This is a genomic window from Streptomyces sp. LN549, from assembly GCF_043203805.1.
In the GTDB taxonomy this organism is placed as follows: Bacteria; Actinomycetota; Actinomycetes; order Streptomycetales; family Streptomycetaceae; genus Streptomyces.
Genome location: NZ_JAZHRI010000002.1, coordinates 2,085,168 through 2,097,140 on the forward strand (window position 1 = coordinate 2,085,168; position 11,973 = coordinate 2,097,140).

An 11,973-nucleotide genomic window follows, 5' to 3' on the forward strand; every position below is an offset into this window, starting at 1 on the left:
GTCAGGCGGAGCCCTTGACGACGGACCAGCCGCCGTCCACCAGGAGGCTCGATCCGGTGATGTAGGACGCTTCGTCGGCGGCGAGGAAGGCGATGGCGGCAGCCGCCTCGCCGGGGGTGCCGAACCGGCCCGCGGCGGTCTCGGCGACGCTCTTGCGCCGGTCCTCCTCCGTCACCCGGTCCCAGGCCGCGGTGAGGATGGGTCCGGGCAGCACGGCGTTGACCCGCACCTCGGGCCCGTACTCCACGGCGAGCTGTCCGCACAGGGAGAGCAGCGCACCCTTGGACGCCGCGTAGGCGGGGTGTCCCGGGATGCCCTTGTGCGCATGGACCGAGGAGGTCAGCACCACGGCACCGCACTGCGCGCGCAGGTCGGGCAGGACCGCCCGGAAGCCGAGGAAGGTTCCGGTGAGGTTCACCGCGAGCTGGCGCTCCCAGGAGTCGACGGTCATCGCGTGGGCGGGGGTGACGTCGACCGTGTAGGCGTTGCTCACCAGGACACCGACGGGGCCGAAGGTGTGCGCGGCGGCCACGGCCCGCTGCCAGTCGGCCTCGTCGGAGACGTCGGTGCGGACGAAGAGGGCCCGGCCGCCCCCGGCGCGGATGGATTCGGCGACGCTCTCGCCGAGGTCTTCCGCGATGTCCGCGAGGATCACCGCGGCGCCCTCCGCGGCGAGTCGTCCGGCGGTGGCCGCACCGATGCCCGAGGCGGCTCCGGTGACGACCGCCACTTTGCCGGCGAAGCGGGGGTGCGCGTTCATGAGGCGGATCGACTCCTCAGGACATCTGCGTGCTGTCGGCCGCCGGGGCCCGGCAGCGGGGCCTCGCCATGGTGGAGGAGCCTGGTCACAGCGTGACGGTGCGAGCGGGACGCCGTCAAGATTAATTACTAATTAAGCAACATTCGTGCACACACATGACGGCGGAGGCCGGCCGGGCGCCTGCCCGGCCGGCCTCCGCCGTCATGTGTGTGCCGCACCCGCGCGGCCGCCCTCAGGCCTTGTTGGCCGGGCCGCCGATCTGGATGCCGGCCATGCGGGTCCACTCGTACGGGCCCGTGTGGACCTTTGCGGCGAACTCGCCGTCGAAGGACTCGTGCATCGTGATCCCGGACTTCTGTGCGGCACTCTCGGCGACCGCGTACGAGGGGGCGACGAGATCGCCCCAGCCGCCGTCCTCGCCGACGAGGACGATGCGGGTGCCCATCTGCCCGATGTAGGCCAGCTGCCCCTCGGCACCGCCGTGCGCCTTCGCGAAGGCACCGATCTGCTTGGCCAGCCTGGCCGCCCTGCGCTCCGCGCGCGCCGCCTGCTTGCCGTCCACCTGCTGGGTCTCAGCCGTCTCTGCCATGCACAGGATGCTACCGATGGGTAGACCAACGTGCGACGGGCGGGGAGCGTGGCCTGTGCCACGCTCCCCGCCCGTCGGCAGGTCACCGAGGTGCTACCTCAGGAAGGGGTCCACCGCCACCGCGACGAACAGCAGCGACACATAGGTGATCGACCAGTGGAACAGCCGCATCTCCTTGAGCTTCCCGCCGGTCGCCCCGGCCTTGGCCCGGTTCAGCAGGCCGTGCGCCTCCCAGAGCCAGAAGCCGCCGGTCAGCAGCGCCACGGCCGTGTAGAACCAGCCGGTGTAGCCCAGCGGGGTCAGCAGCAGCGAGACGGCCACCATCACCCAGCTGTAGAGGACGATCTGGCGGGCCACCACCCGATTGGAGGCAATGACCGGAAGCATGGGAACGCCGACCCGCGCGTAGTCGTCCTTCACCTTCATGGAGAGCGGCCAGTAGTGCGGCGGCGTCCAGAAGAAGATGACGGCGAAGAGGATCACCGCGGCCCAGGACATCGAGTCGGTCACGGCCGACCAGCCGATGAGCACCGGCATGCAGCCCGCGATGCCGCCCCAGACGATGTTCTGCGAGGTACGGCGCTTCAGGATCATCGTGTACACGACGACGTAGAAGAGCAGGGCGCCGAGCGACAGGGCTGCCGACAGCCAGTTCACCAGCAGGCCGAACCAGACCGTCGAGATCACCGCGAGGGCGATGCCGAAGGCCAGGCACTCGCGAGGGCTCACCATGCCGGTGACCAGCGGGCGCTGCGACGTACGGTCCATCAACGCGTCGATGTCGCGGTCGATGTACATGTTCAGTGCATTGGCACCACCGGCGGACAGATATCCGCCGACGGTGGTAGTGAGCACGAGCCACAGGTCGGGTACACCCTGAGCGGCCAGGAACATCACCGGAACAGTGGTGATCAGCAACAGCTCGATGATCCGAGGCTTGGTCAGTGCCACGAATGCCTTGACACGGGCCCCGAATGGGCGATGGCCCCCTGGGCTCGGAGTCAAGGCGACCCCTGCGGGTCGGGACTCGACGGCCGTCACGCACACCCCTGACAGAGAAATCCCAGCAAGCTCCGGGCCGTGAGGGCCCAGTAAAGACTTGCGCGAACCAGACCACTGTAGACGTTGGGGACAGGGCGCCCTTCGCGGGGGTGGGGTCGTGTTGATGTGGCGCGGGACGTTGCCGCGGCACATGCGCGAGCGCTCTCGCGCGTCCCCGCGGAACGCAGGCGCGCACCGGCGCGCACGCCGCCCGCACATATGTGCTTCGGCGCACTCGACAGAGGTCTCAGGAGTGGGCCGGGACGCTCATCGGAGGCCTCAGGAGTGAGCCCGCACGCTCATCGGAGTGAGCCCATCGGTGAGCCTCCGCGCTCATACGGGAGGCGGATTCGACGGGCCGCCCGCACCCTGGAAGCAGCCGGAAATTGCGGGTCCGGACGGGGGTAGGCTCGACAACGCCCGGTGCGGTCACAGTCACCGGTTTACGACAGTGGAGAGGAGCCCTGACTCAGGGTGAGCACCAAGCCGACCACCACAGACCTCCAGTGGACCGAATTGGACCAGCGGGCCGTGGACACCGTCCGCGTCCTCGCCGCGGACGCCGTACAGAAGGTCGGAAACGGCCACCCGGGTACGGCCATGAGCCTGGCTCCCGCCGCGTACACCATCTTCCAGAAGGTGATGCGGCACGACCCCGCCGACGCGGACTGGACCGGCCGCGACCGGTTCGTGCTCTCGGCGGGCCACACCAGCCTGACCCTCTACATCCAGCTCTACCTGGCCGGGTACGGCCTGGAGCTCGATGACCTGAAGGCCTTCCGCACCTGGGGCTCCAAGACCCCGGGACACCCGGAGTACGGCCACACCACGGGCGTGGAGACGACGACCGGCCCGCTGGGCCAGGGTGTCGCCAACGCCGTGGGCATGGCCATGGCCGCCCGCTACGAGCGCGGCCTGTTCGACCCGGAGGCGGCCCCCGGCACCTCCCCCTTCGACCACATGGTGTGGGCCATCGCCGGCGACGGCTGCCTCCAGGAGGGCATCTCCGCGGAGGCGTCCTCGCTGGCCGGGCACCAGAAGCTGGGCAACCTGGTCCTGCTGTGGGACGACAACCACATCTCCATCGAGGGCGACACGGAGACCGCGGTCTCCGAGGACACCCTGAAGCGCTACGAGGCGTACGGCTGGCACGTCCAGCGCGTCGAGCAGCTGCCCAGCGGCGACCTGGACCCGGCAGGTCTGTACAAGGCCCTGCTGGCCGCCAAGGCCGAGACCGGGCGCCCGTCGTTCATCGCGGCCCGCTCGATCATCGCCTGGCCCGCGCCGAGCGCCCAGAACACCGAGGCCTCGCACGGCTCCGCGCTCGGCGACGACGAGGTCGCCGCGACCAAGCGGGTGCTGGGCTTCGACCCGGAGAAGACCTTCGAGGTCGCCGACGAGGTCATCGCGCACACCCGTGAGGCGCTGGACCGCGGCCGCGAGGCCAAGGCCGAGTGGGAGAAGACCTTCGCCGCGTGGCGCACCGCCAACCCGGAGCGCGCCGCCGAGTTCGACCGGATCTCCGCGGGCGAGCTGCCCGAGGGCTGGGAGGACAAGCTCCCGGTCTTCGAGCCCGGCAAGGGCGTCGCCACCCGCGCGGCCTCCGGCAAGGTGCTCCAGGCGCTCGGCGAGATCGTCCCCGAGCTGTGGGGCGGCTCCGCCGACCTCGCGGGCTCGAACAACACCACGATCGACAAGACGTCGTCGTTCCTCCCGGCGGGCAACCCGCTGCCGGGTGCGGACCCGTACGGCCGCACGATCCACTTCGGCATCCGCGAGCACGCCATGGCCGCGGCCATGAACGGCATCGCGCTGCACGGCAACACCCGCATCTACGGCGGCACCTTCCTGGTGTTCTCCGACTACATGCGCAACGCCGTGCGCCTGTCCGCGCTGATGCACCTTCCGGTGACGTACGTGTGGACGCACGACTCGATCGGTCTCGGCGAGGACGGCCCGACCCACCAGCCGGTGGAGCACCTGGCCTCGCTGCGCGCCATCCCGGGCCTGAACGTGGTCCGCCCGGCCGACGCCAACGAGACCTCCCTCGCCTGGCGCGAGATCCTGCGCCGTTACACCAAGGTGTTCGGCAAGGGCGCTCCGCACGGTCTGGCGCTGACCCGGCAGGGCGTGCCGACGTACGAGGCGAACGAGAACGCGGTCAAGGGCGGCTACGTGCTCTTCGACGCGGAGGGTGGCGACGCCCAGGTCGTCCTCATCGGCACCGGCTCCGAGGTCCACCTCGCGGTCGAGGCGCGCGAGGAGCTCCAGGCCGCCGGCATCCCGACCCGTGTGGTGTCGATGCCGTGTGTCGAGTGGTTCGAGGAGCAGGACCAGGCGTACAAGGACAGCGTCCTGCCGCCGTCGGTGAAGGCCCGGGTCGCCGTCGAGGCGGGCATCGGTCTCACCTGGTACCGGTACGTCGGCGACGCGGGCCGGATCGTCTCGCTGGAGCAGTTCGGTGCCTCGGCCGACGCCAAGGTCCTCTTCCGCGAGTTCGGCTTCACCGGCGAGGCCGTCGCGGCCGCCGCCCGGGAATCTCTCGCCGCCGTCACGCGCTGACGCCGTTATACGACTAGTAGGAGATGCAATTCTCATGACAGACGCACTCAAGCGCCTCTCCGACGAGGGCGTGGCGATCTGGCTCGACGACCTGTCCCGCACACGGATCACCTCCGGCAACCTCGCCGAGCTGATCGACCAGAGTCACGTCGTGGGTGTCACGACCAACCCGTCGATCTTCCAGAAGGCGATCTCCCAGGGCCACGGTTACGACCAGCAGCTCACGGACCTCGCCACCCGCAAGGTCACCGTGGACGAGGCCATCCGCATGATCACGACGGCGGACGTCCGTGACGCCGCCGACATCCTGCGTCCGGTCTTCGACACCACGGACGGCCAGGACGGCCGGGTCTCCATCGAGGTCGACCCGCGCCTGGCCCACCACACGGCCCCCACGGTCGCCGAGGCCAAGCAGCTGGCCTGGCTGGTGGACCGGCCGAACACGCTCATCAAGATCCCGGCGACGAAGGCCGGCCTGCCGGCGATCACCGAGGTCATCGGCAAGGGCATCAGCGTCAACGTCACGCTGATCTTCTCGCTGGAGCGCTACCGCGAGGTCATGGACGCCTACCTGGCGGGTCTGGAGAAGGCGAAGGCCGCGGGCCTGGACCTCTCCAAGATCCACTCGGTGGCCTCGTTCTTCGTGTCCCGCGTGGACACCGAGATCGACAAGCGGCTCGACGCGATCGGGACCGACGAGGCCAAGGCGCTGAAGGGCAAGGCGGCTCTCGCCAACGCCCGGCTCGCGTACCAGGCGTTCGAAGAGGTCTTCTCATCGGACCGCTGGGCCGCGCTCGACAAGGCGCACGCCAACAAGCAGCGCCCGCTGTGGGCCTCCACCGGCGTGAAGGACCCCGCGTACAAGGACACCCTGTACGTGGACGACCTGGTCGCCCCCGGCACGGTGAACACCATGCCCGAGGCCACCCTGGACGCCACCGCGGACCACGGACAGATCACGGGCAACAGCATCGCCGGCACCTACGAGCAGGCCCGTGCCGAGCTCGACGCCGTCGAGAAGCTGGGTGTCTCGTACGACGACGTCGTCCAGCTCCTCGAGGACGAGGGCGTCGAGAAGTTCGAGGCCGCCTGGATCGACCTGCTCAACTCGACCGAGGCAGAGCTCAAGCGCCTCGCCCCTTCGGAGGGCTGACCACTTTGTCTGGTGTTCCCGGAGCCAACCCGCTCCGTGACGCCCAGGACCGACGGCTCCCGCGTATCGCGGGGCCGTCGGGCCTGGTCATCTTTGGCGTCACGGGCGATTTGTCCCGTAAAAAGCTGATGCCCGCCGTCTATGACCTGGCCAATCGCGGCCTGCTGCCGCCGGGCTTCTCGCTCATCGGTTTCGCGCGCCGCGAGTGGCAGGACGAGGACTTCGCACAGGAGGTCCACGACGCCGTCAAGCAGCATGCCCGCACGGAGTTCCGCGAAGAGGTCTGGCAGCAGCTCATCCAGGGGATGCGCTTCGTCCAGGGCAACTTCGACGACGACGAGGCCTTCGAGACCCTGAAGGCGACCATCCAGGAGCTCGACCAGGCACAGGGGACGGGCGGCAACTTCGCCTTCTACCTCTCCGTGCCGCCGAAGTTCTTCCCCAAGGTCGTCCAGCAGCTCAAGAAGCACGGGCTCGCGGACCAGAAGGAGGGTTCCTGGCGGCGTGCCGTCATCGAGAAGCCCTTCGGGCACGACCTGAAGAGCGCGCAGGAGCTCAACCAGCTCGTGCACGACGTCTTCCCGCCCAACGAGGTCTTCAGGATCGACCACTACCTGGGCAAGGAGACGGTCCAGAACATCCTGGCGCTGCGGTTCGCCAACACGATGTTCGAGCCGATCTGGAACCGGAGCTACGTCGACCACGTCCAGATCACGATGGCCGAGGACATCGGCATCGGTGGCCGGGCCGGCTACTACGACGGCATCGGCGCCGCCCGTGACGTCATCCAGAACCACCTGCTCCAGCTGCTGGCGCTGACCGCGATGGAGGAGCCCGGCTCCTTCCACCCGAAGGCCCTGGTCGCCGAGAAGCTCAAGGTGCTCACGGCCGTCGAGCTGCCGGACGACCTCGGCAAGCACACCGTGCGCGGTCAGTACGCGCACGCGTGGCAGGGCGGCGAGGAAGTCCTCGGCTACCTGGAGGAGGACGGTATCGACCCCAAGTCGAAGACCGACACCTTCGCCGCGATCAAGCTGACGATCAACAACCGCCGCTGGGCGGGCGTGCCGTTCTACCTCCGTACCGGAAAGCGCCTCGGGCGCCGGGTCACGGAGATCGCGGTCGTCTTCAAGCGCGCCCCGTACCTCCCCTTCGAGTCCGGGGCGACGGAGGAGCTGGGCAGCAACGCCCTGGTCATCCGGGTCCAGCCGGACGAGGGCGTGACCGTGCGGTTCGGCTCCAAGGTGCCCGGCACCTCGATGGAGGTCCGGGACGTGACGATGGACTTCGCCTACGGCGAGTCCTTCACCGAGTCCAGCCCGGAGGCCTACGAGCGGCTCATCCTCGATGTGCTGCTCGGCGACGCCAACCTCTTCCCCCGCCACCAGGAGGTCGAACTCTCCTGGAACATCCTCGACCCGATCGAGGAGTACTGGGACAAGCACGGCAAGCCCGCGCAGTACCCGGCGGGCACCTGGGGCCCGGCCGAGGCGGACGAGATGCTCGCACGAGACGGACGGAGCTGGCGCCGGCCATGAAGATCGATCTCACGGAAACCACTTCCAGCAAGATCAACCAGGCGCTGGTGTCGGCCCGTCGTGCCATCGGCACCCCGGCGATCGGCATGGTGCTCACCCTGGTCATCGTCACCGACGAGGAGAACGCCTACGACGCTCTCAAGTCGGCCGGCGACGCCTCGCGCGAGCACCCCTCGCGGATCATCGCGGTGATCAAGCGGGTCAGCCGCTCGCCGCGCAGCCGGCGCGACGCCCGGCTGGACGCCGAGGTCCGGGTCGGCTCCGACGCGGGTACCGGTGAGACCGTGGTGCTCCGGCTCCACGGCGAACTGGCCAACCACGCCCAGTCGGTGGTCCTGCCGCTGCTGCTGCCGGACGCCCCGGTCGTGGTCTGGTGGCCCGAGGCCGCGCCCGCCGATCCGGCGAAGGACCCGCTCGGCGCACTCGCCCAGCGCCGGATCACGGACGCCTACTCGGCGGAGCACCCGAGCGACGAACTGGCGGTGCGCGCCAAGTCGTACACCCCCGGGGACACCGACCTGTCCTGGACCCGCATCACGCCCTGGCGCTCGATGCTGGCGGCCGCGCTCGACCAGCAGGCCGTGGACGTCGTCTCGGCGACGGTCGAGGGCGAGTCCGAGAACCCGAGCTGCGAGCTGCTGGCCATGTGGCTCGCGGACCGGCTGCAGGTTCCGGTCGAGCGCACCATGTCCGGCGGCCCCGGTCTGACGGCCGTCCGGATGGAGACCAAGTCCGGCACGATCGTGCTGGACCGGGCCGACGGTTCGCTGGCCACGCTCTCCATGGTGGGACAGCCCGACCGTGCGGTGGCGCTCAAGCGCCGGGAGACCGCGGAGCTGCTCGCCGAGGAGCTGCGCCGGCTCGACCCGGACAACACCTACGAGTCCGCGGTGAAGTTCGGCGTGGAACGGCTCGGGGAGGCGGCGAAGCCCAAGGCTGCCGCGTCCGCGTCGTCGGCCGCGCCCGCCGCTCCCGCCGCCAAGAAGGCCGCACCCGCGAAGAAGGCGGCGTCGAAGTGAGCGTCGTCCCGCAGCTCGTCGTGCACCGCGACAAGGAGCTGATGGCGCAGGCCGCGGCTGCCCGGCTGATCACGAAGATCGTGGACGCCCAGGCCGCACGCGGTCACGCCTCGGTGGTACTCACCGGCGGTCGCAACGGCAACGGCCTGCTGGCCGCACTCGCCGAAGCACCCGCCCGGGACGCGGTCGACTGGTCGCGGCTCGACCTGTGGTGGGGCGACGAGCGGTTCCTGCCGGAGGGCGACCCGGAGCGCAATGTCACGCAGGCCCGCAAGGCCCTGCTGGACTCGGTGCCGCTGGACCCGTCCCGGGTGCACGCGATGCCCGCGTCGGACGGGCCGTACGGCGAGGACGTCGATGCGGCGGCGGCCTCGTACGCCACCGAACTGGCCGCCGCGGCCGGTCCGGAGGACCACGGACCGGTGCCGGTGTTCGACGTGCTGATGCTGGGTGTCGGCCCCGACACCCATGTCGCCTCGCTCTTCCCCGAGCTGCCCGCGGTACGGGAGACCGAGCGCACCGTCGTCGGTGTGCACGGGGCGCCCAAGCCGCCGCCCGTCCGCGTCTCGCTCACGCTGCCCGCCATCCGGTCGGCGCGCGAGGTGTGGCTGCTCGCGGCGGGCGAGGACAAGGCGGAGGCTGCGGCCATCGCCCTGTCGGGGGCCGGGGAGATCCAGGCCCCGGCCGCGGGTGCGTACGGCCGAAGCCGCACGCTGTGGCTGCTGGACGCGGCGGCTGCCTCGCAGCTGCCGCGCGCCCTGTACCCGCCGGCCTCGGCCTGAACGGCCGTCAGCGGTACTGCACGCAGGCCCGGTTCGCTCCTCGGAGCGGACCGGGCCTGCGTCGTGAAAGGCTCGGTCCATGCTGCACATCGGAAGCGTGGTGATGGGCGCGTCGGACGTACGGCGCGCGGCGGACTTCTGGAAGGCGGCGCTCGGCTACGTCGAGCGCGAGCCGCTGAAGGACGACTGGGTGGTGCTGGTCCCGGCCGAGGGGCCGGGGGCGGGGGTCTCCCTGGGCCGGAGCGATGTCCCGGTGCAGGAGGTCCCCCGGGTCCACCTCGACCTGTACACCGAGGACCAGCACGCCGAGGTGGCACGGCTGCTCGCGCTCGGCGCCAGGGAGACCGGCTGGAAGCTGTATCCCGAGGACCCGGACTTCGTGGTCCTCGCGGACACCGAGGGCAACCGCTTCTGCGTCATCGACACGACGCACGGCTGACCGGGCTCACTCCCCGGCCGGCTCCGCTGCCGGGGCCCGCTCCAGGAAGGGTTCCAGCAGGCCGGGGACGGCCTCGGCCGCGAAGGCGAGGCCCTCGGACGCGTCGGCGTCGTACACCGTGTACGCCCCCGCCCCGGCGGCCGTCGTCGCGGTGACGTTCAGTACCCCGGCCCGTCGCTGGAAGTACGACTGCCCGACCGTCCAGCCGATCACCCCGGCCCGCTCCAGAGCGGCGGTGGAGCGGCGCAGGGTGCCCGAACGGGTCACCAGGTAGCCGCCGCTGAGGGCGTGGCCGAGACTGCGGTACGCGTCGCGCGCCAGGAGCACCCCGACAGGCAGCCCCACGACGGCGCAGCCGAGCGCGGTCCACAGCAGGACGGGCGTCAGCAGGGCGCCGAGCAGCGCCAGGACCAGGACGGGCACCAGGACCGCCCAGTACGCCCTGCGCAGGCGCCGGCCCCGCGCGGCGGGCGGATGCGCGGTCAGTGGGGCACCGGTCGGGGACACCTTCTCGCGCAGCACGGCGGCTGCTGCCTCGTCGGCGACCGGCCGGGGCGCGGCGGGCAGCAGGGTGCTGTGGTCGCCGCGCTGCTCCTCGTCGTCCTTGGCCAGTCCGGTGGTGATGGCGTCGACCCGGGCGGCGCCCAGCAGCCGGACACCGAGCGGCTCGACGAGGTCGACCCCGCGCAGCCGGCGCTCCTCGATGGAGACGGACCGGGAGGTGAGCAGTCCGCGGCGGATGCGCAGGGTGCCGCCCGGTTCGCGTTCGAGGCGGTAGTTCCACCACATCTCGACCCAGAGCCCCAGTGCTCCTACGACGCCGGCCAGCGCTGCGGCCACGACGAGGAGCAGGATCACGGAGAGCAGGGAGGAGTGCCGGTACCGGTCGCCGACCCACTCGATGACCTGGCCCTGTGCCCCGAACCAGTCGCTGACCTGCATCACGGCTCCGGCCGCGGCGCCACCGAGGGCCGGGGCGACGAACGAGACCGGTGCGTAGCGGATCCAGCGCGGGTCGAGCGTGACGAGCTCGCCCTCGCGGTGGCTGCCGGACGCCTCGGCCGGACCTCGTTCCAGGAGCGCGCGGCGCAGCCGTTCGCCCTCGGCGCGCAGGACCGGGTCGAGTTCGAGGGTGGAGTCGTCACCGTTGTGCTCACCGGTGCCGATCCGGACGGTGACCAGGCCGAGGACGCGCTGGAGCAGGTGGGCGGTGAGGTCGACGCTGCGGATGCGTTCCCGTGCCAGGGAGCGCTTCCTCACCAGCAGGAGGCCGGTGCGGAGCTCGACCCGGTCGGTGCCGACACGGTAGCGGGTGCGGCGCCACCGTACGTAGTCGGCGCCCGCGCTGCCGCCGATCAGCAGGGCCGCGCCCGCCAGCACCCATGCGACGGCGGCGGCGAACCCGAACCGTCCGGAGAGCCCGAGCGTGGTCGGCACGGCTGCTCCGGCCGCCACGCCCGCCGTGACGAGGCCGGTGGCCAGCACCGTGCGCCGGTCGAGGCGGCGCCATTCGACGGCGGACGACCCGCCCCGGTCACCCGTACCGTCCGGGGCGGTGGCGTCCGGGGCGGTGTCCGCCCTGCTCACGTGGCGTCCCCGGGGGTGTCCTGGGTGATCCGGGTCAGCCGCTCGGCGAGCTCTGCCGCCAGCTCGTGGTCGAGGCCCTCGATCCGGACCGCGCCCTTGGACGAGGCCGTGGTGACGGTGACCGTGGCGAGCCGATAGAGCTGTTCGAGGGGGCCGCGCACGGTGTCCACGGTCTGGATCCGGGACATCGGCGCGATCCGCCACTCCTGCCACAGCACCCCGGTCCGCACGTACACCGCCTCGTCCGTGACCTCCCAGCGATGGGTGCGGAACCACCAGAGGGGGACGAGGACGGCGCAGCCGATGCCGAGGACCGCGAGCACCGCGGCGGCCAGCAGCAGCCAGAACCGGGCGGATGCGATGAACGCGCCCAGCACGGCCAGGACCACCACCGGCATCGCCGTCAGCAGCAGCCACTGCGCCCGCCACCAGCCGACCGCCCGCGGGTCCGGCATGTGGGCCGGGGCCCGCAGCCGTACCGCCCCCTCCCCCGTGGCCACGGG

11 protein-coding genes are annotated in these 11,973 nt (G+C 71.1%); 6 read left to right on the top strand and 5 right to left on the bottom strand.

What is annotated here, in order from left to right; all coding sequences use genetic code 11:
• Position 1: 1 nt before the first annotated feature.
• The 3 genes from SH922_RS09175 to SH922_RS09185 form a co-directional block, all read right to left on the bottom strand.
• On the bottom strand, positions 2 to 760 hold the full coding sequence (locus tag SH922_RS09175) for an SDR family NAD(P)-dependent oxidoreductase (RefSeq protein WP_393056789.1): 759 nt from the start codon (positions 758 to 760) through the stop codon (positions 2 to 4).
• Positions 761 to 992: 232 nt separating this feature from the next.
• Positions 993 to 1,349 (bottom strand): hypothetical protein, encoded by a 357-nt coding sequence (locus tag SH922_RS09180; RefSeq protein WP_219570174.1) that lies wholly within the window; start codon positions 1,347 to 1,349, stop codon positions 993 to 995.
• Between the two features lie 93 nt (positions 1,350 to 1,442).
• Positions 1,443 to 2,396 (bottom strand): heme o synthase, encoded by a 954-nt coding sequence (locus SH922_RS09185; protein WP_393056792.1) that lies wholly within the window; start codon positions 2,394 to 2,396, stop codon positions 1,443 to 1,445.
• Positions 2,397 to 2,864: 468 nt separating this feature from the next.
• On the opposite strand from SH922_RS09185, the gene tkt reads away from it, so the two are divergent.
• The 6 genes from tkt (at position 2,865) to SH922_RS09215 (ending at position 9,883) form a co-directional block, all read left to right on the top strand.
• Positions 2,865 to 4,952 carry a transketolase gene (tkt, locus tag SH922_RS09190; protein WP_393056794.1) on the top strand — a complete coding sequence of 696 codons (2,088 nt, stop codon included), beginning with the start codon at positions 2,865 to 2,867 and terminating at the stop codon, positions 4,950 to 4,952.
• 34 nt (positions 4,953 to 4,986) lie between these two features.
• Positions 4,987 to 6,105: a transaldolase gene (tal, locus tag SH922_RS09195; RefSeq protein WP_393056796.1), complete on the top strand. Its 1,119-nt coding sequence runs from the start codon at positions 4,987 to 4,989 to the stop codon at positions 6,103 to 6,105.
• A 5-nt stretch (positions 6,106 to 6,110) separates the two neighbouring features.
• Positions 6,111 to 7,643 carry a glucose-6-phosphate dehydrogenase gene (zwf, locus tag SH922_RS09200; protein WP_393056798.1) on the top strand — a complete coding sequence of 511 codons (1,533 nt, stop codon included), beginning with the start codon at positions 6,111 to 6,113 and terminating at the stop codon, positions 7,641 to 7,643.
• Entirely contained in the window at positions 7,640 to 8,662 is a 1,023-nt protein-coding gene (gene opcA, locus SH922_RS09205) for a glucose-6-phosphate dehydrogenase assembly protein OpcA (RefSeq protein WP_393056800.1), read from the top strand. Before zwf ends, opcA begins: the two co-directional genes overlap by 4 nt.
• Positions 8,659 to 9,444: a 6-phosphogluconolactonase gene (pgl, locus tag SH922_RS09210; RefSeq protein ID WP_393056802.1), complete on the top strand. Its 786-nt coding sequence runs from the start codon at positions 8,659 to 8,661 to the stop codon at positions 9,442 to 9,444. The genes opcA and pgl overlap by 4 nt, the downstream gene beginning before the upstream one ends.
• Before the next feature lie 79 nt (positions 9,445 to 9,523).
• Entirely contained in the window at positions 9,524 to 9,883 is a 360-nt protein-coding gene (locus tag SH922_RS09215) for a VOC family protein (RefSeq protein ID WP_393056804.1), read from the top strand.
• A 6-nt stretch (positions 9,884 to 9,889) separates the two neighbouring features.
• On the opposite strand, the gene SH922_RS09220 is transcribed toward SH922_RS09215, so the two are convergent.
• Positions 9,890 to 11,368, bottom strand: a complete 1,479-nt coding sequence (locus SH922_RS09220; protein ID WP_393063503.1) for a PH domain-containing protein — start codon at positions 11,366 to 11,368, stop codon at positions 9,890 to 9,892.
• 98 nt (positions 11,369 to 11,466) lie between these two features.
• Positions 11,467 to 11,970, bottom strand: a complete 504-nt coding sequence (locus SH922_RS09225) for a PH domain-containing protein (protein WP_393056806.1) — start codon at positions 11,968 to 11,970, stop codon at positions 11,467 to 11,469.
• Positions 11,971 to 11,973 lie beyond the last annotated feature (3 nt).